The 25,028-nt window shown below is 61.9% G+C and carries 23 protein-coding genes; 14 read left to right on the top strand and 9 right to left on the bottom strand.

The window, feature by feature from the left end:
* The first annotated feature begins 171 nt into the window (after window positions 1-171).
* The 4 genes from ACW9JE_RS16215 to ACW9JE_RS16200 all read left to right on the top strand — a co-directional run bounded on the left by ACW9JE_RS16215 (window position 172) and on the right by ACW9JE_RS16200 (window position 6,100).
* On the top strand, window positions 172-1,524 hold the full coding sequence (locus tag ACW9JE_RS16215; protein ID WP_457433302.1) for a 3-oxoacyl-ACP reductase: 1,353 nt from the start codon (window positions 172-174) through the stop codon (window positions 1,522-1,524).
* Window positions 1,525-1,526: 2 nt separating this feature from the next.
* Complete coding sequence (locus ACW9JE_RS16210) at window positions 1,527-2,381, top strand: MaoC family dehydratase (protein WP_224536604.1); 855 nt, start codon at window positions 1,527-1,529, stop codon at window positions 2,379-2,381.
* Window positions 2,382-2,737: 356 nt separating this feature from the next.
* Complete coding sequence (locus tag ACW9JE_RS16205; protein ID WP_224536606.1) at window positions 2,738-4,294, top strand: collagen-like triple helix repeat-containing protein; 1,557 nt, start codon at window positions 2,738-2,740, stop codon at window positions 4,292-4,294.
* 138 nt (window positions 4,295-4,432) lie between these two features.
* Window positions 4,433-6,100 (top strand): ShlB/FhaC/HecB family hemolysin secretion/activation protein, encoded by a 1,668-nt coding sequence (locus tag ACW9JE_RS16200; RefSeq protein ID WP_457433301.1) that lies wholly within the window; start codon window positions 4,433-4,435, stop codon window positions 6,098-6,100.
* 181 nt (window positions 6,101-6,281) lie between these two features.
* Here ACW9JE_RS16200 and ACW9JE_RS16195 read toward each other — a convergent pair whose 3' ends face one another.
* Complete coding sequence (locus ACW9JE_RS16195) at window positions 6,282-6,695, bottom strand: response regulator (RefSeq protein ID WP_224536625.1); 414 nt, start codon at window positions 6,693-6,695, stop codon at window positions 6,282-6,284.
* 70 nt (window positions 6,696-6,765) lie between these two features.
* Complete coding sequence (locus ACW9JE_RS16190; RefSeq protein WP_224536628.1) at window positions 6,766-6,984, bottom strand: Flp family type IVb pilin; 219 nt, start codon at window positions 6,982-6,984, stop codon at window positions 6,766-6,768.
* Window positions 6,985-7,308: 324 nt separating this feature from the next.
* Here ACW9JE_RS16190 and cpaB point away from each other — a divergent pair, with 324 nt between their 5' ends.
* The 8 genes from cpaB to ACW9JE_RS16150 are packed head-to-tail and all read left to right on the top strand — an operon-like array spanning window position 7,309 to window position 14,799.
* Window positions 7,309-8,262 carry a Flp pilus assembly protein CpaB gene (cpaB, locus tag ACW9JE_RS16185; RefSeq protein WP_224536631.1) on the top strand — a complete coding sequence of 318 codons (954 nt, stop codon included), beginning with the start codon at window positions 7,309-7,311 and terminating at the stop codon, window positions 8,260-8,262.
* A gap of 21 nt (window positions 8,263-8,283) precedes the next feature.
* Complete coding sequence (locus ACW9JE_RS16180; RefSeq protein WP_224536632.1) at window positions 8,284-9,546, top strand: type II and III secretion system protein family protein; 1,263 nt, start codon at window positions 8,284-8,286, stop codon at window positions 9,544-9,546.
* A complete protein-coding gene (locus ACW9JE_RS16175) occupies window positions 9,543-10,730 on the top strand; it encodes an AAA family ATPase (protein ID WP_224536634.1) in 1,188 nt (395 codons plus the stop codon). Before ACW9JE_RS16180 ends, ACW9JE_RS16175 begins: the two co-directional genes overlap by 4 nt.
* A complete protein-coding gene (locus ACW9JE_RS16170) occupies window positions 10,727-12,007 on the top strand; it encodes a CpaF family protein (protein ID WP_224536636.1) in 1,281 nt (426 codons plus the stop codon). The genes ACW9JE_RS16175 and ACW9JE_RS16170 overlap by 4 nt, the downstream gene beginning before the upstream one ends.
* 9 nt (window positions 12,008-12,016) lie before the next feature.
* Window positions 12,017-12,901 carry a type II secretion system F family protein gene (locus tag ACW9JE_RS16165; protein WP_224536638.1) on the top strand — a complete coding sequence of 295 codons (885 nt, stop codon included), beginning with the start codon at window positions 12,017-12,019 and terminating at the stop codon, window positions 12,899-12,901.
* 8 nt (window positions 12,902-12,909) lie between these two features.
* Window positions 12,910-13,788, top strand: coding sequence for a type II secretion system F family protein (locus ACW9JE_RS16160; protein ID WP_411961568.1), 879 nt, complete (start codon window positions 12,910-12,912; stop codon window positions 13,786-13,788).
* Between the two features lie 10 nt (window positions 13,789-13,798).
* Window positions 13,799-14,512, top strand: a complete 714-nt coding sequence (locus ACW9JE_RS16155) for a tetratricopeptide repeat protein (protein WP_224536641.1) — start codon at window positions 13,799-13,801, stop codon at window positions 14,510-14,512.
* An 11-nt stretch (window positions 14,513-14,523) separates the two neighbouring features.
* Window positions 14,524-14,799 carry a DUF3613 domain-containing protein gene (locus tag ACW9JE_RS16150; RefSeq protein ID WP_224536644.1) on the top strand — a complete coding sequence of 92 codons (276 nt, stop codon included), beginning with the start codon at window positions 14,524-14,526 and terminating at the stop codon, window positions 14,797-14,799.
* 995 nt (window positions 14,800-15,794) lie between these two features.
* On the opposite strand, the gene ACW9JE_RS16145 is transcribed toward ACW9JE_RS16150, so the two are convergent.
* Entirely contained in the window at window positions 15,795-16,547 is a 753-nt protein-coding gene (locus ACW9JE_RS16145) for a response regulator transcription factor (protein ID WP_457433303.1), read from the bottom strand.
* A gap of 123 nt (window positions 16,548-16,670) precedes the next feature.
* Window positions 16,671-17,147: a prepilin peptidase gene (locus tag ACW9JE_RS16140; protein WP_457433300.1), complete on the bottom strand. Its 477-nt coding sequence runs from the start codon at window positions 17,145-17,147 to the stop codon at window positions 16,671-16,673.
* Window positions 17,148-17,222: 75 nt separating this feature from the next.
* On the opposite strand from ACW9JE_RS16140, the gene ACW9JE_RS16135 reads away from it, so the two are divergent.
* Window positions 17,223-17,663, top strand: coding sequence for a TadE/TadG family type IV pilus assembly protein (locus ACW9JE_RS16135; RefSeq protein WP_457433299.1), 441 nt, complete (start codon window positions 17,223-17,225; stop codon window positions 17,661-17,663).
* Window positions 17,660-20,401 (top strand): PAS domain-containing sensor histidine kinase, encoded by a 2,742-nt coding sequence (locus tag ACW9JE_RS16130; RefSeq protein ID WP_457433298.1) that lies wholly within the window; start codon window positions 17,660-17,662, stop codon window positions 20,399-20,401. Before ACW9JE_RS16135 ends, ACW9JE_RS16130 begins: the two co-directional genes overlap by 4 nt.
* On the opposite strand, the gene ACW9JE_RS16125 is transcribed toward ACW9JE_RS16130, so the two are convergent.
* The 5 genes from ACW9JE_RS16125 to ACW9JE_RS16105 form a co-directional block, all read right to left on the bottom strand.
* Entirely contained in the window at window positions 20,398-22,368 is a 1,971-nt protein-coding gene (locus tag ACW9JE_RS16125) for a pilus assembly protein TadG-related protein (protein WP_457433297.1), read from the bottom strand. The genes ACW9JE_RS16130 and ACW9JE_RS16125 overlap by 4 nt on opposite strands.
* 223 nt (window positions 22,369-22,591) lie before the next feature.
* Window positions 22,592-23,152 carry a DUF4136 domain-containing protein gene (locus tag ACW9JE_RS16120; RefSeq protein WP_457433296.1) on the bottom strand — a complete coding sequence of 187 codons (561 nt, stop codon included), beginning with the start codon at window positions 23,150-23,152 and terminating at the stop codon, window positions 22,592-22,594.
* Window positions 23,153-23,207: 55 nt separating this feature from the next.
* A complete protein-coding gene (locus tag ACW9JE_RS16115) occupies window positions 23,208-23,825 on the bottom strand; it encodes a DUF4136 domain-containing protein (protein ID WP_224541485.1) in 618 nt (205 codons plus the stop codon).
* 12 nt (window positions 23,826-23,837) lie between these two features.
* A complete protein-coding gene (locus tag ACW9JE_RS16110) occupies window positions 23,838-24,587 on the bottom strand; it encodes a methyltransferase domain-containing protein (protein ID WP_457433295.1) in 750 nt (249 codons plus the stop codon).
* Window positions 24,587-24,889, bottom strand: coding sequence for a nucleotide pyrophosphohydrolase (locus tag ACW9JE_RS16105; RefSeq protein ID WP_224541490.1), 303 nt, complete (start codon window positions 24,887-24,889; stop codon window positions 24,587-24,589). Before ACW9JE_RS16105 ends, ACW9JE_RS16110 begins: the two co-directional genes overlap by 1 nt.
* Between the last annotated feature and the right edge of the window lie 139 nt (window positions 24,890-25,028).

Genomic DNA, 25,028 nt, shown 5'->3' with positions numbered 1-25,028 from the left:
AGCCACATCGATGCTCACTGAAACAACGCCTTCGCGAGCAAGCTTCGCTCCTACAGGATTGCGTTGGGGTTGCGTGTCATAACGCACAAGCGTAGGCCTTATCTCGCGGACCGAACGACTGATTGCCAATCATGGTCCACACTTTGAACCCCAGCTTGCGGAGTGCGTTCCATGTCTGACCGCTATATCGAATTCGCCAATTCCTCCATCGGCCATCGCCTGGTCGGGGCCCTGGGTCTGCCGACGCCGGTGCGCCTGGAGCGCTGGCAGGCCGGTCGGCTGCGGCCGGTCGAGGGTGCGCTGCTGATCGGCGGCGGGCCACTGGCGCAGCACGTCAACGCCTTTGCCAACCGCCTGACCGACGCGATTTACAGCTACGGCACAGAACCCTCGACGGCCACCGAGTGGATTCCCGGCCACGGCCCGAAACTCAAGGCCGTGGTGTTCGATGCCAGCGATCTGCTGCAAACCGGGCAGCTCAAACAGTTGCGCGAGTTCTTCCAGCCACTGATGAAAAACCTCGAGCATTGCGCGCATCTGGTGATTCTCGGGCGTGATCCGCAGACCCTGAATGACCCGCTCGCCGCCAGCGCCCAACGCGCCCTTGAAGGTTTCAGCCGCTCGCTGGCCAAGGAGCTGCGCAGCGGCAGCACCCTGCAACTGATCTACGTCGGCGAAGGGGCCGAAGATCAGCTCGAAGGTCCGCTGCGGTTTTTCCTCTCGCCGAAAAGCGCGTTCATCTCGGGACAAGTGATTCGCCTCAACGCCTGCGACACCCAAGTGAGCGACTGGACTCGACCGCTGGCCGGACGCAAGGCGCTGGTCACCGGCGCGGCCCGGGGCATCGGCGCCTCCATCGCCGAAACCCTGGCTCGGGATGGTGCCGACGTCATCCTGCTCGATGTGCCGCCGGCGAAGAACGATCTCGACGCCCTCGCCGCACGCTTGGGCGGCAAGAGCATCACCCTGGATATCTGCGCCGAAGATGCCGCCACGCAACTGATCGAGCACCTGCCCGACGGCGTTGACATCGTGGTGCACAACGCCGGGATCACCCGGGATAAAACCCTGGCCAACATGACCCCGGACTTCTGGGACGCGGTGCTCGCGGTCAACCTCAATGCGCCGCAGGTACTGACTCAGGCACTGCTCGACAGCGGCACGCTGCGTGACAATGCGCGGGTGATTCTGCTGGCCTCGATCAGCGGCATCGCCGGCAATCGCGGCCAGACCAACTACGCAGCGAGCAAGGCTGGGTTGATCGGTCTGGCGCAGGCGTGGGCGCCTGCGCTGCTGGAGCGGGGCATCAGCATCAACGCCGTGGCTCCCGGTTTCATCGAAACGCAGATGACAGCGAAAGTGCCGTTCGGCCTGCGCGAAGCCGGGCGACGCATGAGTTCCCTCGGCCAAGGCGGCCTGCCGCAGGACGTGGCCGAAGCGGTGGCGTGGCTGGCGCAACCGGCCACCGGTGCCTTCACCGGGCAAGCCTTGCGCGTGTGCGGGCAAAGCGTTCTGGGGGCCTAGACATGACCACTGACTGGCACCAACTCGATCGCGAACCCGGCCTGCCGGCGCTTTATGCGAAGGCTGCGACGCGGCGAAAAATTACTGGCACCACCCTGCCCGACACCGGTTTGCGCTGCTGGGTGGATATCGATCCCCAACGCCTGGAGGCCTATCGCAAGGTCTGCGGTTTCGCCGACAGCAGCCTGCTGCCGCCGACTTATCCACACATCCTCGCTTTCGCCTTGCAAATGCAGCTGCTCACCAGCCACGAGTTTCCGTTTCCCCTGCTCGGGCTGATCCACTTGAGCAACCGAATCCGCGTGTTGCGCCCCATGGGCGGTCTGCATCGGGCGCAAGTCAGTGTGCGCGTGCAGAACCTGCAACCCCATGCCAAGGGCGCGACTTTCGATTTGCTGACGACTTTGGAAGATCAGCTCGGGACGCTGTGGGAGGCGCAGAGCACGATGCTCTGTCGCGGGGTGAAGCTCGAGGGTGAACCGGTGGAAGAGGTATTCGCCTCAACTTTGCCCCTCACCCAGATCGCCCAATGGAAAGCCCCCGCGGATATCGGCCGGCGCTACGCCAAAGTCTCCGGCGACTACAACCCGATTCACCTGAGTGCGGCCAGCGCGAAGTTGTTCGGTTTCCCCTCAGCCATCGCCCACGGACTGTGGAACAAGGCCCGCACACTCGCGGCGCTGGAAGAGCATTTGCCGACGGCGGATTACGAGATCGCGGTGCAGTTCAAGAAGCCGGTGCGGCTGCCCAGTGAGGTGGCGCTGCTGGCCAGTGCGGCGGGGTCGAGTGGGGAGTTGCAGTTGATCGGCAGTGGTGATCTTGAGCACATGGTAGGCAATTGGCAGCCATTGGCCTGACTGTCCCCAATCCACTGTAGGAGCGAGCACGCTCGCGATGGTCGTCAACGATAACGCTGGGCGCCTGACACCCAGCGGTGTTCCGGCGTTCATCGCGAGCGTGCTCGCTCCTACAGGGGGCGGGGACGATTGAATTGTGTATATCACTTAAGTATCCATTCTCCGCGGCGCCTTCCTGACTCATTGATTTCACGGCAATTTTTCCTCATCACCGCCTCGCATTAATACCAATTCAATAATGGCGCGCCACCGCCCTTGCGACTGTCATGTAAACAACGGACGAAGGAATGGCCGGCAACAGAATCGGTCAGCCCTCGATGACAACGACGTTGCTACAGGTGCAGGGACTCTCAACCATGAACAATCAGGTGTGGCACAAATCGGCAATCGCATTGGCGCTCGCGCTTTCCCTCGGACTCACCGGCTGCAGCAGCGGCGGTGGCGGTCATCACAGCAGCCCGGACAGCTCCTCCTCGGATGGCGGCACGGCGGGCACCGGTGGAGCGGGTGGCGGTAGCGGTGGCGCAGGCGGTTCTGACGGCACCGCTGGCACCGGCGGCGGTGGCACCACCAATCCGACTGATCCAACCAACCCGACAAACCCTACCGATCCGACGAACCCAACCAATCCGACCGATCCCACAAATCCGACCAACCCGGGCGCAACGCCACTGGTCACCACCACCCTGGTGCAGGACGTCGGCAACACCGTCAGCGGCGTGGGCTCAGGCGTCGGGCAGATCGGCGATTCATTGAGTTCCGTACCGGTGGCAGGCGGCGTCGTGCAAAGCGTGGCCAATACCACCGGCAATGTGGTCAGCACCCTGGGCGATGGCGTAGCCAATGGCGTAGGCAAACTCGGCACCGATCCCAATGGCCTCGGCGTCACGGCATCGGCAGTAGGCGGAGTGGTACAGGATCTTGGCAACGGCGTTTCCGATGTCAGCGGCAAACTGGCCACGGCCACCAGCAGCGTTCCAGTCGTTGGCGGCGTAGTGACCCGGGTCGCTCCGGTGCTCGATGGCGTCGGCGAACGCGTCACCATGCTCGGCGACACCCTGAGCACCGCCACAACCACTGGCCCTCTGGGCAACGTCACCCAGGAAGTAGGCAGCAAACTGGTGCCGGTGATCGCCATGGTCGAGAGCACCACCGACAAAGTCGGCAGCGCCACCGGGTTGGGCGATCCGCTCAAGGGTGTGGTGAAACAGGTCGGCGATACCGTCAATGGCGTGGGCACCAAAGTCACCGATGCCGGCAACGGCAATGCGCTGACCAATACCGTGGGCGGTGCGGTGAGTAACGTCGGCACCACGGTCGGCAAAGCCGGTGGCCTGGTATCCAATGGCACAGGCTCGGGCGGCAGCACACCGGGCGCAGGCGGCCTGCTTGAAACCGTCGGCGGCGCGGTGGTCAACGTCGGCAATGGTCTGAACATCGGCAACAGCAATGGAACGGTGAGCGCGGCAGGCATTACCGGTGTAGCCGGCGGTAATCTGGTCGCCAGCGTCGGCGGTGCACTGGGTGGCAGCGGCGTGGCCAACACCGCCCCGACTGCAGCGCTGGGTACGCTTGGGACGAACGTCGGTGCGGCGATCAACCCGGTCACCACGGCGGTATCGGGGCTGACTCAAAACGTCGGCGCCAGCACCGGACTCGGCGCTCCTGTCGCGGGTCTCACCAACCAGGCGGGTGGTGCAGTCGCCAATCTCGGCACTGCGATAGCGGGCAGCAATGCCAACCCGGTGGTCACGGCCCTTGGTAATACCGTGACCACCGTGGGGGGCACCGTCGCTGCCGCTGGCGGCCTGGTCAATGCCGGCACTGCAGGCACTGGCGCGACCGGCACACCCGGCGGGCTGGGCGGTGTCATCGGCGGACTCACCGGCGCCCTGGGCGGCAACAGACGCTAGCTTGCACCTGGCCGTCGGCAGGCGGCCTTACCTACAGCGCCTACACTTGGTTGAGGGCGGAAGATGTTGCTCAGTCTTCCGCCTTTTCTTTGGGTCACGAAGATCCAGGTGCTACAGCGATCGAACAGGGAGTGTCCTATGCGCGCCACGGCTTTTTTGTTGTTGTTTCCCCTCTGCTCCACCCTCCTCGCCGACACCCTGCCCAGCTTCCTCAACAGCAACGAAACCATCCGTAACCTGCCGGTGCCGAATCTGCCCGCCGACGCCTACCGCCCGACTGCCACGCCGCCGCAGGTCCCCGAGCCCGGCGCGCGTCAGGAACCGTTGATGATGGACACCAAAGTGCAGCTCAAGAACGTGCAGATCCAGGGCGGCACGATCTACCCGCTGGAGGAACTGGCGGCGCTTTATCAACCTTTGCTCGGCCGTGAAAGCAGCCTCGCCGACCTGATTGAAGCGACCCGCAGCATCACCCGTCGTTATCAACAGGATGGCTACTTGCTGTCCTACGCCTTCCTGCCCCAGCAGAATTTCGACAACGGCACCGCGCGCGTGGTGTTGGTGGAGGGCTATATCAAGGATTACCAGTTGCAGGGCGACGTCGGCCGGGTCAAAGGCCTGCTGGATGAACTGGTGGCCAAACTGCAGGCCGAACGCCCGCTGACCCGCAAGACGTTCGAGCGCTACACCACGCTCATGAGCCGCATCCCCAGCGTGACCTTGCAAGCCCAGGTGCCGCCACCGGGCACCACCGACGGCGCGTCAACCCTGATCGCTCAGGCCAGCCGCAAACCCTTCACCAGTACCCTGAGCACCACCGAAGACAACCGCAACGGCACTCAGGCCCTGCTGGGTGTGAGCAGTAACTCCCAGACGGCGATGGGCGAACAGCTGACCCTCAGCGGCCTGTTTCCGCCGGGTGACGATAAAGAGCATTACTACCGCCTGGACTACAACCAGTTCCTCAATGCAGAGGGCACGCAACTGGCCCTGTCCGCTTCGCGCTACCGCGCCGATCTGGGCAGCAATGTGCGTCTGGACAACGGCCTCGAACTGGAACCCCATCGGGAGAACGATCGTTATTCCATCGGCTTCACTCACCCGCTGATCGCCTCGCCCAACGAAATCCTGAGCGCCGGCGCGCGCCTGTACGCCGTGGACGACAAGACCCGCTACAAGGTGGTGGGCTTCCCCTTGAGCGTCGAACAACGCACCGACATCCGCGCCCTGGCGTTCGAAAGCGACTGGCGCAAGGCCGACGCTCGCCAACTGCGCATCCTCAGCGGCGGGTTGTATCAGGGTATCGACGGCATGGGTGCCAATACCGACAACAGCGCCATCGACCTGGATTTCTTCCGGTTGCGTCTGTCGGGAGTGCAGAGCGACAAGTTCTTCGACAACTGGCAAGGCGTCCTCTCCGCCGCCTTCTACTGGAGCGACGACAGCCTGCCCGACAGCGAACGCGCCGTCTTCGGCGGCCAGAACTTCGGCCGCGGCTACCCCGACGACCAGACTTCCGGCGACAAGGGCTGGGGTGCGGCGTATGAGGTGAACTACAGCTTCAATCGCGAGGGCAGTTGGGTTCGGGTGCTGCAACCTTATGTGGTGCTGGACCGCGCCAAGACCTGGTTCAACAAATTGCCGGTCCAGGGCAACGACATGTCATCGGCGGCGGTGGGTTTGAGATTTGGCGATGCCAAGTACTACAACATCGCATTGGAAGCGGCCAAGCCGATGTCGGAGAAGGCGCTGGATACGTTCAATCGGCGGGCGCGGTATAGCATCAGTTTCAGTTATCAGTTGTAGGGAGGGGTTGGCCGGCAGGACGCCTTCGCGGGCAAGCCTCGCTCCTACAGGGCCTGTGTTGGACACAAAATTGAGGACGACGCAGGACCACTGTAGGAGCGAGCTTGCTCGCGATGGAGGTCAACGATGACGCGGGAAAACTGGATAAATGCATTGCCCAGGCTCACTCCCGCAAAAAAGCTCAAGAGCCGCTGGCGCGCACGTCCGGCAACGGAAACAGATTGTTCAACGTCTCCAACAACCGCACGTGATAAATCGGCTTGCGAAACAAATCCAGCACATGCAACCGCAACATGTCACTGACATCCTCCATATCCGCATGCCCCGACATCACGATCACCGGCAGATGCTGGCGCGAGGTGTGCTCGCGCAAGCGCTTGATCAGCGACATGCCACTCTCCTCCGGCATGCGCAGGTCGGTGATGACCAGCGCAATGTCCGGATGACGGGTGAGATGGTGCAGAGCCAGTTTCACGGACGTTGCGGTAAAGACATCGAAGCCTTCGCCCTCCAGCAACTCCGCCAACTCGAGCAAAGCGTCTTCTTCGTCATCGACCAGAAGAAGTTGTTGGCGGGAAGAGGCAGGAGCACTCATGCGCGACACCGGTAGTAAAGTAAGCACTGACATTAGGACCCGCCTTCAGCTATGGCAAATGACCGTCGCATCAGGACGACTTAGGAACGAGTGCACCCGAAATTTTTCCGAATACCGTCCCGATGTCGCCCGCAATACCCGAACTGAGCCCCGCAATGACCACCGCCACCATCGCCGCCACAATCGCATACTCGATACCTGACGCGCCCTCGGTATCCCTCGCCAATCTCCTGCAGAAAGACAAAACGAGTTCCGACTTGACCTTGCTAACCAGCTTCGAAAAAGACATGACCGATCTCCTGGCGCACCCGGGTGTTGCATGAGCGCAACATGATTTCCCTATGCCAGCATCAGCATTGTCGGCATTTTCCAACCCAACAACTGTAACAACGGACTAATTACAAAGTATTAGTCGCTTCGTTGACGCCAGAAAAACCGACATTTCGTCGTAATCATTTACTTTTATTGAATTTTTTCAGCTTCGTAATGGCATTTCGCTCTAGCTGCGCTACCGTCCAATAGCGAAATAGTTCCATGTTCATAGCTGCCTGATTGCGAAGTTGTCTCGTCGGATGAAACGGGGTCTTTGCGCAGCAGGAAAGGGAGAGCCGTCATGAACAGCCGTATCATTCTGGGCCTTGCCGGACTGTCACTGGTGGGCGCTGTATTTGCAGGGTATTGGGGCCTGACGTTGACCCAACAACCGGCACCCGCGCTCGTTGCGCAATTGAGCGACACTCCACCAACCTCCCCGCTTCAGTCACCCGCGCAACAGACAGAAGACACCACCCGCAAACCGGTGGTGGTCTTGCAACGCGACGTGGCCCCCTTCGCACAAATCACCGCCGACGACGTCGCCCTGGAAAAACTGCGCACCGTCCCCGCCGGCAGCCTGACCAGCCTCGATCAAGCCATCGGCCGCACCCCGTGGCGCGCCCTCAAGGCCGGCAGCTGGCTCAACGACGAAAGCTTCGACGCCGGCGGCAGCCTAGCGCGAATGATTCGCCCTGACGAACGCGCGCTGGCCGTAGCCGTGGACGAAGTAGTCAACGCCGGCGGGCAACTCGCGCCGGGAGACTATGTTGATGTGCTGCTGTTTCTGCGCATGGACACCACCAACCCGCAGGCCTCGTCCCAACTGGTGATCCCGGCCCTGCGCGTACTCGGAGTGGGCGAGCAGATGGGTCTGACCAACGACGGCCAACCCGCCAACCCTGCCCATGGCAACGACGACAAACTGCGTCAGGAACAACAGCGCGCCAGCGCTCGCACCGTGCTGCTGGCCGTGCCCGAACCACTGATCAGTCGCCTGATGCTCGCTGCGCAGGCCGGAGTTTTGCGCCTGGCCGTGCGCAGCGCCGAGGAAAACCGCCTGGCCCGGTACTGGGCCGGTGAAAGCGATTCGGCGGCCAACCTGGCCAATGCCGACCGCGAACTGATTCAGTTCAACGAGCTGGCCATGACCCCGCCGCCGAAGAATGTCATGGCCATCGGCGCCTCCACACCCGCGCGCAAAGCGGCCGTGGAAGTCATTCGCGGCAATGAAACCACGCAAAAGACCCCCTGAATCGAGCAAGGATGCCCTTTGATGCGCAGACGTTTTGTGCCGTTGTTCAACGGTTTGATCTGGGCCACCTTGATCAGCGGCGTGCCCGTGACGGCAGCCCTGGCCGCAAGCGGCAATTGTTCCGCGCTGGGCCCGATGCCGGCCACGATGGAAGTTGGCGAAGGAATGCAGCAGGAAGTCCAGTCGCCGGTCGCGATAACCCGCATCGCCGTGGGCGACCCGAAAATCGCGGATGTGCGGGTCAACGGCAACGACGCCTTCTTGCTCACCGGCATGGCCGCTGGCGCCACCAGCTTGATGGTCTGGACACCCTGCGCCAGCACCCCGCGCCAGAGCATGGTGTTTGTGAAAGGTCGCGCCACCGCCGCCATGACCACCGCCACCCGCCTGCCCTCCGATGAACCGGCACTGCCCTCGCAGGTGCAGACCGACATCCGCTTCGTCGAAGTCAGCCGCACCAAACTCAAGGAAGCCAGCACCTCAATCTACGGCAAGACCTCCAACTTCTTGTTCGGCTCGCCCGGCACCGTGCCCAACACCGGCGTGACGCCACGGGTGCTGCCGCTGCGCGATCTCGATCCGCGCATCGCCGTGCCGAGCATTCCGCTGGCCAACGACATGTACAACATCGTCGCCGGCGGCGGTAATTTCCTGGCGATCATCAATGCCATGGAAGGCAGCGGCTTCGCCTACACCCTGGCGCGGCCAAGCCTGGTGGCCCTGAGCGGACAGAGCGCCAGCTTCCTGGCCGGCGGTGAAATCCCGATCCCGATCCCCAGCGCCAACAGCAACAGCTATTCCATCGAATACAAGGAATTCGGTATCCGCCTGACGCTGACGCCAACGGTGGTCAGCAACGACCATATCGCGATCAAAGTCGCGCCCGAGGTCAGCGAGCTGGATTACAACAACGCCGTGACCATCGGCGGCACCACCGTGCCGGCCTTCACCATTCGCCGCACCGACACCAGCATCTCCCTGGCCGATGGCGAAAGCTTCGTCATCAGCGGTTTGATCAGCACGCAAAACACCTCGCAGGTGAACAAATTTCCGGGCCTTGGCGATATTCCGATTCTCGGCGCGTTTTTCCGCAGTTCCTCGATCAACCGCGAAGAGCGCGAGCTGCTGATGATCGTCACTCCGCATCTGGTCCAACCGCTGGCGGTCAACGCGAAGCTGCCTTCGTTACCGGGTGAAAACCTGCGCAACTACGACCCTAACTGGTATCGCCTGTACTTCCTCGAAAACGGTGATTTCGATAAACGCAGCGGGCTATCGCAATGAGCCAGAACCTGAGCCAGACCTTCCTCGCGATCACGCGTAGCAACACCGATCTTGAATGGTTGCAGGGCGCCCTCGCGCCGATGGGCCAGGTGGTCAGCGTCCCGGGCGACAGCCTCGACGAACTGCTGGCGCTGGTGGACGTGACCTTCGCCAGCCTGGTGTTCGTCGGTCTTGATCGCGAGCATCTGGTGGCCCAGTGCGCGCTCATCGAAGGTGCGCTGGAAGCCAAACCGATGCTGGCCATCGTCGCGTTGGGCGACGGCATGGACAACCAGTTGGTGCTCAATGCGATGCGTGCCGGTGCTCGGGATTTCGTTGCCTACGGCTCGCGTTCCAGTGAGGTCGCCGGGCTGGTCCGCCGATTGGGCAAACGCCTGCCGCCGGTGGCGCCGAACACCCAGTTGGGTGGCCTGACAGTGCTGTACGGGGTGCAGAGCAATGCCGATGGCGCGTTGCTCGCCAACCACATGGCGCAGGTGGTGCAGAAGAGCGGCCAGCAAACCCTGCTGCTGGATCTGGGTCTGCCCCGGGGCGACAGCCTGGCATTGCTGGGCCTTGAGAGTTCGTTCTATTTCGGCGATGCGTTGCGCCACGTGCGCCGCCTCGACGCAACGCTGATCGACAGCGCCTTCACCCGCTGCGAAGTCGGCCTGCGCATCCTCGCCTACGCCAACAATGATGAGCCGCTGGAGCACACCAGCGCCGCCGAGCTGTACATGTTGCTCAGCGCCCTGCGCCAGCACTTCCAGCACATCGTGGTGAACCTCACCGGGCAACCGGACAGCGAAGCCCTGCGCACCTTCGTCAGTCATTGCGACAAGCTGCTGTGGTACACCGATCAGAACGTGATCGACTGCCGACGCAATCTCGCGGTGCTCAATCTGTGGCGGGAAAAAGGCATGAAACTCGATCACGCCAAGCTGCTGGTCGACCGCTATCTGCGCAGCGTCGCGCCGGACTCCGATGCCCTGGGCAAAAGCTTCGGCATGGAAATCATCGCCACCCTCGCCTACAGCCCCGAAGTACGCCTGAACGCCAAGAACCAGGGCGTCACCCTGTTCGAACTGGCGCCCCGGGAAGTGCTCACCCAAAGCCTGAAAACCCTCGGCGAACGCCTGGCCAAACGTTCCGAAAGTCTGGCCAAACCCAAGTCCTGGTTCAGTCGCTTGAGAGGTACCCAATGAGCGCTGAAAAACTCTTCGGCGGTCCCCAGCGCGGGGTCGCCGGCAACACCGACCATGAAGGCCTGAAGTTGGTGCTGCACCGCTACATCATCGACGCCATCGAGGAGTCCGGCAAAAACCTGCTGGAGGGCTCGCGGCAGGTGCTGTCGCAGTTCGTCATCGACAAGGTCGCGGAGTACATCGCGCGTTTGCATCTGGCGATTTCCCGCTATGAGATGGAGCGGCTGGCTGAAGAGATCGTCGACGAACTCACCGGTTTCGGGCCGCTGGAGGTTCTGCTGCGCGACCCGGCGGTGACCGAGATTCTGGTCAACGGCCCGCACCGGGTGTTCATCGAGCGCGACGGTTTGCTGCATCAGAGCGATCTGCGTTTTATCGATGCCCATCACGTCGAACGGGTGATCCAGCGCATTCTCGCGCCGCTGGGGCGCCGGCTCGACGAGTCCTCGCCCATGGTCGATGCGCGTCTGCCCGACGGTAGCCGGGTCAACGCGATCATTCCGCCGATTGCCCTGGATGGCCCATGTCTGTCGATTCGAAAGTTCCGCCAGGACATGCTCAAAAGTACCGACCTGATGGCCATGCAGACCATCGATCAGGCGATCTATGAATTCCTTCAGGACGCCGTGGGCAAGCGCTGCAACATCCTGATCAGCGGCGGCACCGGCACCGGCAAGACCACTCTGCTGAACATCCTCAGCCAGTTGATCAACCCTCACGAACGCCTCGTCACTATCGAAGACGTCGCCGAATTGCAGCTCGGTCACCCTCATGTCGTGCGCCTGGAAACGCGGCCGCCGAATGCCGAGGGCCATGGCGAGGTCAAGGCCAGCGACCTGATTCGCAACGCGCTGCGGATGCGTCCGGACCGGATCATCCTCGGCGAGATCCGCGGCGTCGAAGTGGTCGATGTGATGACCGCGATGAACACCGGCCACGACGGTTCCATGAGCACCGTGCACGCCAACAATGCTCAGGATGCGCTATTGCGCCTGGAAACCCTGGTCGGCCTGACCGGGCGCAGCATCGCCGAACGCACCCTGCGTCAGATGATCTGCGCGGCGCTGGATGTAGTGATCCAACTGACGCGCATGCCCGATGGCCGCCGTTGCGTCAGCGAAGTGGTGGAGGTGATTGGCGTGCGCGAGGACGTGTATGTCACCAATACCCTGTTCCGTCTGGACCGGCGCAGCGGTTTCGGTTTCCTGCGCGAAGCGGTGAATCCGGCGGGCGACAAGTTGCGCCGCGACTCGCACTTTTCCCCCTCGACGTACTGAGGTCACGGCATGCTCAAACCCTTGCTGCTGATCCTGGTTTGCCTGGCCTTGCTCGGACTTTCGGTGCGCCTGTTCCAGCGCGGCCTGCGCCAGCCCGGCACCGAGCGTGCACTGGAACGCCTGACCCGCGGGCAACCGGAACCGGTGACGCAGAAAACCTCGTGGGCCGGTCTGGAGCGCGCCTTTCTGCGGGCGGGTTTGGGCCGCCCCACGGAGCGCCTGGGGTTGTGGCTCACGCTTTGGGGGTTGGGTGCGCTGCTCGGTTTGATGCTCGGCGGCTGGCTTGGGTTGCTCCTGCTCGCTGTACTGCCGCCGCTGCTGGTGCGGATGTATGTGCAATGGCGTTATCAGCGCAGGCTCAGGCGCATGGTCGAGCAACTGCCGCCGCTACTCGATCACACCGTGCGCAGCCTGAAGTCCGGTCGCACCCTGGCCGATGCGGTGCTCGGCGCCATCAATGCCTCTGAAGATCCGCTCCGGGATGCCATGGGCCGGGTACAGCGCAGCGTGCAGTTGGGCGTCAGCCTGCCGGATGCCGCGACGGACTTTGCCGAGCTGTACGACAAGGACGAACTGCGTCTGTTTGCCCTGGGCTTGAAGGTCAATCATCGCTACGGCGGCAATGCCAGTGAGCTGCTGGAAAACCTGATGAGGATGATCCGCGAACGCGAGCAGGCCTCTCGCCAGTTGCGCGCCATGACCGGCGAAACCCGGGTCACGGCGGTGGTGCTGGCGCTGCTGCCGGTATCGGTCGCTGGTTACTTTCTGATCACCAATCCCAAATACCTGATGAGCATGTGGAACGATGGCTCGGGGCAGATGATGCTGGTCAGCGCCATCGGCTTGCAGGTGTTCGGCTGTCTGGCGCTGTGGCGGATGTTGCGAAGCCTATGAACCCATCGATGCTGCTCAGCTCGCTGCTGTTTCTGACCGCGTCCCTGTTGCTGGTCAGCGTGGTATTGGAATTGCGGCGTCGGGCGCGTCAGGTGGTGCAGCGCCTGGACGGCAAAGCGCCGAGCGAACCGCGTTTCAGTCAGTGGCTGCATGCATTGGGCGCCAGCCGGCTCGGTCAGCGCACGGCCAGCCTGGATAACGAAACCCAGACCCTGCTCAACTGCCTGGGCTGGCGCACCGCGCGCAAACGCACCTATTTCGCCGCTCTGCAGGTCGGCGTTCCGCTCGCAGCGCTGTTCATGAGCCTGTTGATCCAGGCGCTGTTTTTTCCTCAAGCGAGCAATCACTGGATCGCTCCGACCTTCGCGGTCGGCATCGGTTATCTGCTGCCCAAGCGCCTGCTGGCGGCCGCCGCACACAATCGGCAGAAGCAACTGGCGATCGAGGTTTCCACCTTCATTCCGCTGCTGCGCATCCTGTTCGAATCGGGCATGGCCGTGGAGCAATCCCTGCGCGTGTTGAGCAACGACGGCAAACAACTGCTGCCGATCCTGACCCATGAATTGCGCCTGGTGCTGGCGCGGGTCGATTCCGGCCTGGAGCTGGGCGAAGAGCTGCACAAGGCCAGCCGCCTGATGGCGGTGGATGAATTCACCGACACCTGCGTGATCCTTCAGCAGTTGCTGCATCAGGGCGGCGGCGCCATGAAATCGCTGCTGTCGCTCAAGCAACTGCTCGATGACCGGCGCATGACGCGCCTGCAGGAATACATCTCCAAAATGTCCGCGAAAATGTCCGTCGTGATGATGTTGTTTCTCTTCCCGGCGCTGTTGATCGTACTGGCCGGCCCGGGCTTCACTGCCCTGACGCGAGCCTTTGCTTCCTAGAGGGAATGTGATGAAAGCATTGATAGCCGGTTTGAGTCTGCTGATGCTGGGCGGCTGCGCGAGCACCGGCCAGACACCCTGGAGCGCCCTGACCGATTCGGCCAGCTGCGGCAAATTGAGCTCCGAACAGCAACTGGCGATGAACCTCGCCGACGACATGGCCAAGGACGGCAAGCTGCACGCGAGCCTGGCCAATCTGGAAAACCTGCCGGGCAACATGGCCGACGTCCGTCTGCGCAAGGCCAAGGTGTATCGTCTGCTGGGCCGCAGCGAAGCCGAACCCTTGTACCGCAGCCTGCTCGGCGGCTGCATGGCCGCCGAAGCCGAACACGGCCTGGGCCAGCTCGCCGCCGCTCGCGGCGACAACGGTCAGGCTCAAGCACATTTGCAGCGCGCTGCTCGCCTGACGCCCACCGACGAAAAAATCCGCAACGACCTGGGCGTGGTGTACCTCAACCAACTGCGCCTGGAAGATGCCCGCTTCGAATTCCTCACCGCCATGGAGCTCAAGCAGAGCGACACGCTGGCCGCGCTGAACATGGTCACCTTGCTGATCTACCAGGACGACTGGAGCCGTGCCGCCGAACTGGTCAGCCGCGCCGGCCTGAGCCCAACCCAGGTCACCGAAGCCCAGGCCCGCGCGGAAAAACTCAAATCCCCGGCGAAAGTTTCTCCGACCGCCGCCGCACAAGTTGCCGCCGTCGCCACCCCGGCACTTCCGTAGGGAGCAAACCGATGAAACCCACCACCCTCTGCTGCCTCACCCTGCTGGCCTTTCCTGTGTTCAGCCACGCCATCGACTCCGGCCCCTCCTCGCCCCAACAGCAGGAAACCGAGGGCTGGCTGCAACTGCAACGCAACAACACCGCCGCCTCCCCCAAACTCCAGAGCGCCACCGCGACAGAACGCGAACTGGCGATGCAGCGTTGGTTGAAGAGCTACCAGCACGAGATTCCGGAGTTCTTTGATCAGTATGAAGGGGGGAAAGTGGATAGTGGGTCGGGGGAATAACCGCGTGCTTCCTGCAGGGACTGTGTAGGAGCTGTCGAGTGAAACGAGGCTGCGATCTTTCAAGATCAAAAGATCACAGTCTTCGGCAGCACTTACACGGGATTGGGCATCCGCCATCGCGAGTAGGCTCGCTCCCACAATTTTGGTCTGGGTACATTCGCAAAGTCGGGTTGTCTGTGAGGCCGCCTTCGCGGGCAAGCCCGCTCCCACAGTGGGTCGGTGTACATCCGTGAAATCAGGTCGTGTATGAGGCCGTCATCGCTGGCAAGCCAGCTCCCACAGATTTTGTGGTGGACGCAAAATCTGTGGGCGCCTCCGCACCACTGTAGGAGCGAGCATGCTCGCGATGGTGGTGGACGTTGACGCTGGCTGTCTGAATGCCCGCGGTGGCTGGGTGCTCATCGCGAGCAGGCTCGCTCCCACATTGGGTCGATGTACACCCGCAAGAATCTGGTTGTCTGCCAGGACGCCTTCGCGAGCAAGCCCGCTCCCACACTGGGTCGGTGTAGATCCGCAAGATTGAGGTCGACTACCAGGCCGCCTTCGCGGGCAAGCCTCGCTCCTACAGGTACGCGTTCGCATAGGGGAATGCGGATAACCAACCTCAGGTCGAGTGTCAGCTCGCCTCAGCTGCTTTGGCTTTGGCTTTTGATCCACCCGCCCCATCGGCAGGCTGAGTGGAGGCGTTTATCCGGGGGGCAGGCGCGCAGCGCCGTGCGGCGAAGCCGCACACATCGAGAGGAGGTGCAGCGAAGCAAACCGGAGGCGATGCCCCCGGATGAATGCCGGAGCGAAGGGATCCCGAGCCTTGGCGAGGGACCGAACGTTGGGGCGAGACCTTTTGGTTACTTTTGGCTGGGCCGGCATTCCGGGCGTTTGCCAAAAGTGACCCGTCCGTCAGGGCGGAACCGACAGCCGCCGCAACCGCAGCAATGGATATGTACACAACCAAAAGAGCATCGCGAGCAAGCTCGGCTCCTACAGGAACAGCGAACTCAGTGCGCCGTTACCCGCTGCCGTAACCCCGAGCTACTGGGCGACAACGCCAACGCCAACTGCGTCCGATTATGCATATGCGTCAACCGCAAAACCTGCGACACATATAACTTCACCGTGTTCTCGGTTATCCCCAACTCACAGGCAATCTGATAATTGGTTTGCCCCTTGCCCACCAGTTGCGCCACTTCCAGCTGCCGTGGCGAGAGCTGGTTGAAGATCGCCGGAATCTCGACCCGGTCCACCTCACTGACATCACCCTCTCCCGCATCCGCCACATAGGGCGCGCGCCGAACCTTGTCCAGATCCTGATAAAGATCGTCGATCGACTCGGACAAATACTGCAGCTTCTGATTCAGATGCCCCAGTTGCATCGCCTTGTTGCGCTCCAGCAACACCGCTTCCTGGCGCTGCAAGCCTTCGAGCAATTCATTGGGATCGACCGGTTTCTGGAAATAATCGGCAAAACCCGCACGCAGCGCCTTGATCACATCCTGCTTGTCCGCGCGCCCGGTCAGCATGATCGCCTCGAACGCCCGGTGCTTGCCGCTCAGCCGTTGCAGCTCCTGAACCAGTTGAATGCCATCCATCCTGGGCATGTGCAGATCGCACAGCACCAGGCTAATGGCCGGATCTTCGTTGAACAGTGCAATGGCTTTTTGACTGGACTCACAAGGAACAGCCCGATAACCGTTGTCCTCGAGAAATTCGCAAATGGATTCGACGATCGCTGGCTCATCGTCGACCACCATGATTTTTACCGCGGAGGTACGCTTGTTCACGTGCAACTCCCTGCCAGGTCAGATACTGACCGTTCCTCTACTTGAAAACAGGTTTGTACAACTAATGTAGAAAGTAGACCCACTCCGGACGCTCTACAAATAGGGGATCCAGATCAAAGTCAGCATAAAGCCCACCAACAGGAAGGGTGCGAAGGGCTGTTTATTTGACATCCCAGGCTGTAGATAGCGAATACGTTCTCTAAGCCATTGACCTGTATGCAGCCAGACTCTTGGCGCCAGCACCAGCCACAACACACTGGCCAATCCGGCACCGATCAACACGCCCAGCACATACCGACCGTCGGTCGCGAGACCAAGAGCTGTCAAAAGTTTTACATCGCCGGCGCCGAGCCGACGCAGTGCATAACCTGGCAAAGTGAAAGCCAGCGCCAGCAACGCCGCCCACCCGCCCTGCGCGGCGGTCGCACCCAGCCAGGTGGTGCCGCTCCACAACAGCCAGGCCAATGCCAGCGCGCCGACCCCCAAAGTCAGGCCATTGGCGATGTGGCGCTGCCGGGCATCCTGCGCAGCACACAGCGTCAGCCAGAGCAGCAGTACAAAAATCTGCATCCTGTAAAAAACGTCCCTTTTGCCTGAATGATTCTATGCTGATATTACGCAGTGACAGTCAGGGTAGACGCACTCATGAAAACCAGCCTCCCCCGCAAACAAAAAGGCGCCGCGGCGATTGAATTCGCCTTGGTGTTCGTCATCTTCTTTGGTGTGTTCTACGCAATCGTCACCTACAGCCTGCCACTGTTGCTGATGCAATCTTTCAACCAGTCGACCGCCGAAGCCGTGCGCCGTAGCGTCGCCCTCGACCCGGCCACACCCGGATACGACGCTGCGCTGAAAACCCTGGTCAAGGACGAGTTGCGACGGCAATTGGCGTGGATTCCGCCCGGTTTCAATTTCGATCCCGACACCGATGTGACCACCACCTTTGCCGCCGGCCTGCTGAAGGTCAGCATCAACTACCCCACCAGCAAGTTGAGTGCGGTCATACCGTTCCTGAACCTGCCGGGCATCGGTCCGGTACCGAACCTGCCAGCTTCGCTCAGCGCCAGTTCGAGCCTGCAATTTTGAGTGCCGGCGACAAACTCTTCGGGCGCCTGCTCCACCGCCACCCGCCAGCGCCGCAGCCTGTGCTGGAGCCTGCGAGCATGCGCAGTGTCGGTTTGCAGATGCAGCTCGACGCGCAAGGTCGGGTGCTGCGCCTGAGCGGCCCGCTGCGACATCAGCTGGCGCAACACACGCCAGGCGCAGAAGCACCGCACCTGCTCGATTTCCTCCTGCCTCACAACAGTCTGACGGTCGAAGGATTGCCCGCGGACTGGCAGGGGCAATTGCTCGATCTGGATTTCTACAGCCTCACTGGCCAGCCACTGCATCTACGCGGCTGGGTCCAGCCGCTGAACGATGCCTGGCTGCTGCAATTACTGGACATCGGCGACCTGTTGCTCGAACGCCGGCAAGCACGCCAGCGCGAACAGTGCCAGACGCTGGCGGTGCAGATCGGCGAGCAGTTGCGCCTGTGCAGTCTGTCGCGTCTGCCCGAGGTACTGAGCGAGCAGCTGCAAAGCCTGGCCCAGCGCTTTCGCATTCCGTGCGTCGCCCTGGCGTTGCTCGATGAGGAGGAACAGGGCTGGCAGATTCACCAGCACTACGCCAGTCCCGGCGCACCGCAACTGTGGCAGAACGGCCAGCGCCTGGGCACGGGCCTGGACAGCCTCAGCGGCTCGGCGCCCCAGCACCCGAACCTGCTTCAGCATCCGCGTCTGCAAGACGCCTTCGGCAATATCGAGGGCTTTGTCGTGCCCTATCACGACGCGCAAGGCGTGGCGGCCTGGTTGCTCTTTGGCTACTTCGGCGCGCAACAACGCCCGCCCGACGTCAGCGAGCGCGACTGGCTGCAATTCGCCGCCGCGCTGGCCAGCCCCGTGCTGGAGCGACTGCGCGAGCATCGGCATCACCTGCAACTGGAGCGTCTCGAATCGCTGCAAACCCTGCTCGGTACCGGATGGTGGGAAGTGTTCGGCGACAGCGCCCAGGTGCAATTGGCGCCGTCGCTGGTCAAGGCCCTGAACCTTGCCAGCGCCCGCTTGCCGTTGTCCGACTGGCTCGAACAGGTGCACCCCGCCGACCGCGAAGAGCTGCGCAGTCGCCTGCACGCCTTGCAGGACCAAGGCACGCCGCTGCTGCTGTGCGTGCGCATTTATCACCCCGACACCGGCGCGCCGCCGCACTGGTATCGCCTGCAAGGCCAGGCCCTGGGCATCGGTAAAAATCGGCGTGTCGTGGGGTTCATGCTCGACATCAGCGACATCAAGAATCAGGAACAACAGGCGGCCGCGGCCCATGCGCGGCTGGACAACCTGATCGCCCGCTCACCCGCGGTGATTTACGTTCAGCGCTATGTCGAAGGCGTGCTGGAACCGACGTTTTTCAGCGACAGCCTGGCGCCACTGCTCGGCTGGACACTCGATGATTGCGCAGGCGCCGCGTTGATCGAACGCCTGCACCCCGAGGACCGCGAGCGCTACTTCGAGCGCACCCGCCAGTTGTTGCGCGAAGGTTCGGTGAGCACCCGTTATCGGCTGCGCGACAGTCGCGGCGATTACCACTGGCTACTCGATGAAGCCAAGCTGCTGCGCGATGACCTTGGCCTGCCGGTGGAGGCCGTGGGGCTGTGGCTGGATGTCACCGAGGCGACCCAGGCCGCCGAGCGCATCGAACAGAGCGAGGAGCGCTACCGGATTCTGGTGGAGGACTCGCCGGCGATGATCTGCCGCTACCTGCCGGACCTGACCCTGACGTTCGGTAATCAGCCGCTGGCGACCTATCTGGAGTGCTCACCGGATCAACTGCCGGGGATCAACCTGGGCAGCTGGATGTCCGCGGAACAGCGCGATGCGTTCACTCAGCGTTTAGGCCAGTTGAGCCCGCAATGCCCGGTCAGCAGCGCCGAGATCAACCTGCAACTGCCCGGACGGGAACACGCCTGGTGGATCTGGTCGGATCGCGGGGTGTTCGACCAGCAAGGCCACTTGCTAGAGATTCAAGCCGTAGGGCGTGACAACACCGAAGTGCGCCGCTCGCAGATGCAACTCACCCAAAGCGCGAAAATGGCCACCCTCGGCGAAATGGCCACAGGCCTGGCCCACGAAATCAACCAGCCGCTGAACGTGATGCGCATGGCCATCGTCAACGTGCTCAAGCGCCTGGAAAAAGGCGACGCGCAGATCGACTACCTGACCGACAAACTCAAGCGCATCGACGCCCAGATACAGCGCGCCGCGCGGGTGGTGGATCACATGCGAGTGTTCGGCCGGCGTTCGGAGATCGAACAGCAACTGTTCAACCCGGCCCAGGCCATCGAAGGCACGCTGTCGCTGCTGGCCGACGGCATGCGCGGCAAAGGTGTCGAGTTGCGGGTCAGCGCCCCCGACTTCGAGGTGCAGGTGCTGGGGCACATCGATCAGCTTGAACAGGTGCTGATCAACCTGATGGTCAACGCCCGGGATGCGCTGGTCGGCAAGTGCGAGAAAGATGCGCAGTTCGAACCGTGGATTTCACTGTCCGCGGATCGGGATCAGCAGACGGTGCGCCTGTGGGTCGAGGATAACGGCGGCGGCATCGATACGCGTTTGCTGGAGCGGATTTTCGAGCCGTTCTTCACCACCAAGCCGGTGGGGGTTGGTACCGGACTTGGGTTGTCGGTGAGTTACGGCATTGTCGAGAACATGGGCGGCAGGCTCAGTGTGCGCAATGCGGCCGAGGGTGCGCGGTTCTGTATCGAGCTGCCCATCGCTTCGACGGTTTAGATCGCCAGCGTTGGCCGGCCCGGCGGTTTGCAACTCAGGTTGGCGCCGACATCGACCTTGTTCAGGGTGATGCCGAGGTTGGCCAGCAGGCCGTCGAGAAGCGGATCGACCACGGGCGCCAGCAACAACTGGATCGTGCGGCCCAGCGTGCTGTTGATACCATTGAGAGTGCCGCTTGTGGTGACCAGCAGATCTCCCAGCAAGCTCGGCCCGTTAGGTTTGTAGGCCTCCACCTGAACCCCGCTCAAGGTAGTTTTCAGGCTGTTGACGATGCCTTGGGTGCCAAGGCTGAAGTACATCGGTGGCTTCTTGATTTCCGGTGGTTGATTGTAGACGTGGGAGCTTTGGGTGCTGGCGATGGAGGTGTCGATTTTTATGCCCAGGCCGCCGCCGTAAAACGCTACTCGGGGGAACAAGTTACAATTCCAGGCAATGCACCTGACCTTACCGATATCGATCAATGCCAATGGCCGGACGGTGACATCAGACGACGAAGAAAACGCGCTGCTCGTATCTATGCTGCCGACTTTAAGTTTCACCAGGGAAGTGTTGGTCTGGGTAACCAAGGTTTTTGTGGCATCGTTGGCGCAGTTAAATCCGGTGACATGGCTGTCGGCGGCGGCCACCTCCAGAGCAATATCGATTGTCGAAGTTGGCAAGATCTGAAGATCGGTTTTTTCGCAGGTTCCCGTAAGAAGGCAAATCGCCGAGCTCAGCGTACCGGCTAAATTAAGGTGCAGTAAATTGTTCAATGTGTCGGCCAGACCGCCTAGTAACACAGGACTTTGAATCTCGTTGGCGAGACCAGAAATACTGGAAAGCAGCGGCAAATTAAGTGACAGAACGGTGCGCACCTGAGCCGTACGCACGAAGATCCGGTTCGGATCATTGAGCTGACCATTGACCAGCGCCGGATTGCCGATGGCCGACAACTGCGGCGGTTCTATGACTTTGACTCTGACCACACCATTGGCCAGCCCCGGAATATTCAGCGGAATGTTGGCCACGGCGGCGTTCTTGCTGTTGGCCAATTGCACGAAGGCTTCTACCAGCTGGAACACCTGCAAATTGGTATTGAGTCCCGATGAAACGGTGCCGGTTTGCAACTGCAGCAACTGTCCCAGAACGATCGAAGTGCTGCCTACCGCCGCCTTGAGACCGGTCAGGCCGCTGACCGCCACGCTGGCCGTCGGACCGCCGGCCTGCATGACGGTGATTGCCGTATCCAGCAATTGGGTCAGCGCGATGTTCTTGCTCAGCAGTTCGGTGTAGTTGCCGGCGGTGACGTTAACGTCGACAGCCAGCTGGTTGAGGTAGCTCAGCAGGTTTATCTGCGTGTTCACCAACCCCTGCCAACCGGCGATGCTCAGGTTGAGGTTGCCGCCGAGCATCTGCCCCAGCAACAGATTGAGGGCGGCGGATTTGCTGGCATCGATCACCAGTGCCGTGCTGCCGATGGTCAAGCTGGCCAGAGGCGGCAGGACCGCCGGTGCGCTGACAGCGGTGGCCGTGAGTTGTGTGGTCAGACTGGCCGGACCTGGGCTCAGCAGCGCATAGACGCCTGCGGCAATGCTGGTGGTGACCGTGTGGGTCACGATCACGCGAATCGCTTCGGTTTTGCTGGCATCGACCACAAAAGCCCGCAGGTTGTCGGCCCCGGCCTGCAACGAACCGCAAGCTGTGTTCAGAGTCATGCCATCGCTCGCCTTGTAACCGTTACGTGTGGCGCTTTCGAGGGCATAGCCTGCGGCGGTGAGGTTAGGCGACTGGCAGTCGCCATTGCGGCTGACAGCTTCCAGCGCGGCCACATCGGCCACCCGCTGCAATTTGCGTTTTTCCAGGTAAAGCCTGCCTGAGTCGATCACCAACAGCGTGAAACCCAGGGCCAGTGCCAGGGTTCCGGCAGCCATCAAGCCAATCGCTCCCCGTTGCCGGGCCGGGCCGCGAAAATCCATGCGGGACGACATCGTGCACTCCTTGGCCGGCTCACTGCCGAGCACTGCCTCCATTGGTGTGGAGCAGTGTAGTCAAGGGTGGGATGAGCTGCTGGCATCTCGCCAGCCCAGACTACAAAAAACCTGTAGGAGCGAACATGTTCGCGATGGAGGTCAACGATAACGCGGGGTGTCAGGCTTCCCGTGTCGTCTAGTCGTCCATCGCGAGCATGCTCGCTCCTACAGGTGTCGGTGTTTATCTTTTGGGGGGATAGTTGGCCAGGATCCGGGTGACGGTTTCGTGGATCGCGTTGCTGCGATCGCTGGGGTTCGGCGAGCGGCTGAGGATCTGCTCGTCACTGCCGCGCCACACCAGCTTGCCGTCCTTGCCGTCGAGCATGTCGATCTGGATGGTAGCCACCTTGTAGGACACCAGGCGCGTTTCGTTGTACATCGGTGCGCCCCAATAGCCGTACCAGGGGTTGCCCCAACCGCCGCCATAGTTGGTGGTCACCTGTTGCTGGCGTTCCTCGACAATCAAGTAAGTCTGGATACTCAAGTCGCCTTTCGCGCCCGCTGCGGCTGGGCGCAGGCCGCGCTGGTCCAGTTGTTCGGAGACAGATTCGCGAATGCGCTGCTCGGTCAGGTCGCTTTTGATCCGGGGGTCATCGGGGCGGTATTGCAGCGCGGGCTCTTTCCAGCTCCAGCTGCGGTAGGCGGCGAAGTCGCGGCTGGCATCGTAGTCGTGATTGACCTGGTTGGCGGCGCAGGCACTGAGCAGTGCGATCACTGCCAATAAAGCGAAACGGCGGAACATGATGATTCTCCGATTGAAGACATGAACCAGCGAAATGCTTCTTATCTACAGGAAGCTAACTGGGAGGATACGCCGACATTGCCTTTTCCACAGCCTTGCGAATTGCATCCATCTGCTGGCTCTGCGTACCGCTGTGAGAGGTTTCCGCGCTGGAGCTCCATACCGGCTGACCGTTTTGCGCATCGAACAGATCGACCTGCACCACAACCACTTGTTCCTGGTAAGTACGAATGATCGGCACGCTGCCGTACATGCCGTAACCCGGACCATAACCGTACCGGTTGTAGCCGCCGTAACCACCATAGGCGCCATAGTCATCTTGAACCTGGCGCGTACGGGTTTCCAGACGCAGGGCGGCGCTGACAAACAGATCGGCGGGCCGACTGTCATGCAGCGGGCGCAAACCGCGTTGATCCAGAGCGCCGCTGACGGCTTCGGCAACCTGCGCGGAATCCGCCCATGCGGTGCCTGGTGGCAGATGCCCATCCAGCCATGCCCAACTGCGATAGCGTCCGTAGTCTCGCGGGGCGGCCGGGTAAGCGCTGCGGTCGAAGGTGCTGGCCGCCTGCGGCGGTGCCGGGGGAATCGGTTTGGAGGACGCAACATAAGGGTTGGTGCCTTCGCAGGCAGCCAGTCCCAGACAGATCAGCAGCAACCCTGCACGACTCTTCATTTCACACTCCGATCAGACCGGCCGACAGATCCAGTGCAGATAACGCCCAAGCCCGGCGAAACTTGGGTGACGGCGGTGCGCCAGTTCCATTTCGAGAAGGTCCACCAACTCGGCACGGGCCTGGAATTCCACGGGCATGTAATCGTGAAAAACCCGCACTCCACTTTGTGTTTCGACCTGCCACAAGCCTTCAAGTTGCGCCGCCAGTTCCCGGGGATCAAGCGGTTGTTGCGGGGTCAGGCTCTGTTTCTCGCCGGCCATGTCGTTCTTGCGCATCTTGCGGAAATGACCCTTGAGCAAGTTGCGGTAAATCAGCGCATCGCGGTTGTAGAACGCCAGGGACAACCAGCCGCCGGGCCTGGTCAGCTGATGCAGGACCGGCAGGATCGCGTGGGGCTCAGCCAGCCATTCCAGCACGGCGTGGCACAGCACCAGATCGTAGGGTTCGTTGAGCTGGCCGAGCAGATCCTGCCACGGTGCCTGGATGAAGGTTGCGCTTTGCCCGGCGTCAGTGAAACGCTGGCGGGCGCCTTCGAGCATCGGTTCGGCGGGCTCGGCCAGGGTCACCTGATGCCCGCGCTCGGCCAGCCACAATGACATGTGGCCAAGGCCGGCGCCGATATCCAGCACCCGCAGCGGACGGTTCGGCAGGGTTTCGGCCAGATCGGCCTGCAGCACGGCAAGGCGAATCGCGCCCTTGGCACCGCCGTAGATTTTTTCCGCGAAGCGCGTGGCCAGTTGATCGAAATGACGGTCGCTCATCAGCTGAACCTCCGTTCACTGTCGGCCAGCTTGCTGCGCACCACCTCATTCATGTCCACGCCCAGTTCGCTGCACAGCAGCAACAGATAGAGCACGATGTCGCCGATTTCCTGACCGGCATGGGCGAGTTTATCGGCAGGCAGTTGCTTGGACTGGTCTTCGGTCAGCCACTGGAAAATCTCCACCAGCTCGGCCATTTCGACGCTTGCGGCCATGGCCAGGTTTTTCGGGCTGTGAAATTGCCGCCAGTCATTGCGGTCACGGATGGCGTGCAGGCGTTGGGTCAGTTCAACAAGGTTCATCGGGGTCTCCTGAAGGCGTATAGCTTCGGGGGGATGGCAGGTGAAGGCAAGTGACAAAGCATGAGCGGCTGGTGTTGTTCCATTGTGGGAGCGGGCTTGCTCGCGAAGGCGGTGTGTCAGCCATGCAAATGTCGACTGA

Source organism: Pseudomonas sp. SDO55104_S430, from assembly GCF_054070595.1.
Note: the sequence above shows the minus strand (reverse complement) of the source record. Positions and strands in the feature narration are given on the sequence as shown.

Excerpts from the sequence above, each read along its gene's own strand:
- ACW9JE_RS16215 (WP_457433302.1), top strand. The coding sequence starts at position 172 with ATGTCTGACCGCTATATCGAATTCGCCAATTCCTCCATCGGCCATCGC.
- ACW9JE_RS16210 (WP_224536604.1), top strand. The coding sequence starts at position 1,527 with ATGACCACTGACTGGCACCAACTCGATCGCGAACCCGGCCTGCCGGCG.
- ACW9JE_RS16205 (WP_224536606.1), top strand. The coding sequence starts at position 2,738 with ATGAACAATCAGGTGTGGCACAAATCGGCAATCGCATTGGCGCTCGCG.
- ACW9JE_RS16200 (WP_457433301.1), top strand. The coding sequence starts at position 4,433 with ATGCGCGCCACGGCTTTTTTGTTGTTGTTTCCCCTCTGCTCCACCCTC.
- ACW9JE_RS16195 (WP_224536625.1), bottom strand. The coding sequence starts at position 6,695 with ATGAGTGCTCCTGCCTCTTCCCGCCAACAACTTCTTCTGGTCGATGAC.
- ACW9JE_RS16190 (WP_224536628.1), bottom strand. The coding sequence starts at position 6,984 with ATGTCTTTTTCGAAGCTGGTTAGCAAGGTCAAGTCGGAACTCGTTTTG.
- cpaB (WP_224536631.1), top strand. The coding sequence starts at position 7,309 with ATGAACAGCCGTATCATTCTGGGCCTTGCCGGACTGTCACTGGTGGGC.
- ACW9JE_RS16180 (WP_224536632.1), top strand. The coding sequence starts at position 8,284 with ATGCGCAGACGTTTTGTGCCGTTGTTCAACGGTTTGATCTGGGCCACC.
- ACW9JE_RS16175 (WP_224536634.1), top strand. The coding sequence starts at position 9,543 with ATGAGCCAGAACCTGAGCCAGACCTTCCTCGCGATCACGCGTAGCAAC.
- ACW9JE_RS16170 (WP_224536636.1), top strand. The coding sequence starts at position 10,727 with ATGAGCGCTGAAAAACTCTTCGGCGGTCCCCAGCGCGGGGTCGCCGGC.
- ACW9JE_RS16165 (WP_224536638.1), top strand. The coding sequence starts at position 12,017 with ATGCTCAAACCCTTGCTGCTGATCCTGGTTTGCCTGGCCTTGCTCGGA.
- ACW9JE_RS16160 (WP_411961568.1), top strand. The coding sequence starts at position 12,910 with ATGCTGCTCAGCTCGCTGCTGTTTCTGACCGCGTCCCTGTTGCTGGTC.
- ACW9JE_RS16155 (WP_224536641.1), top strand. The coding sequence starts at position 13,799 with ATGAAAGCATTGATAGCCGGTTTGAGTCTGCTGATGCTGGGCGGCTGC.
- ACW9JE_RS16150 (WP_224536644.1), top strand. The coding sequence starts at position 14,524 with ATGAAACCCACCACCCTCTGCTGCCTCACCCTGCTGGCCTTTCCTGTG.
- ACW9JE_RS16145 (WP_457433303.1), bottom strand. The coding sequence starts at position 16,547 with ATGGTGGTCGACGATGAGCCAGCGATCGTCGAATCCATTTGCGAATTT.
- ACW9JE_RS16140 (WP_457433300.1), bottom strand. The coding sequence starts at position 17,147 with ATGCAGATTTTTGTACTGCTGCTCTGGCTGACGCTGTGTGCTGCGCAG.
- ACW9JE_RS16135 (WP_457433299.1), top strand. The coding sequence starts at position 17,223 with ATGAAAACCAGCCTCCCCCGCAAACAAAAAGGCGCCGCGGCGATTGAA.
- ACW9JE_RS16125 (WP_457433297.1), bottom strand. The coding sequence starts at position 22,368 with ATGTCGTCCCGCATGGATTTTCGCGGCCCGGCCCGGCAACGGGGAGCG.
- ACW9JE_RS16120 (WP_457433296.1), bottom strand. The coding sequence starts at position 23,152 with ATGTTCCGCCGTTTCGCTTTATTGGCAGTGATCGCACTGCTCAGTGCC.
- ACW9JE_RS16115 (WP_224541485.1), bottom strand. The coding sequence starts at position 23,825 with ATGAAGAGTCGTGCAGGGTTGCTGCTGATCTGTCTGGGACTGGCTGCC.
- ACW9JE_RS16110 (WP_457433295.1), bottom strand. The coding sequence starts at position 24,587 with ATGAGCGACCGTCATTTCGATCAACTGGCCACGCGCTTCGCGGAAAAA.
- ACW9JE_RS16105 (WP_224541490.1), bottom strand. The coding sequence starts at position 24,889 with ATGAACCTTGTTGAACTGACCCAACGCCTGCACGCCATCCGTGACCGC.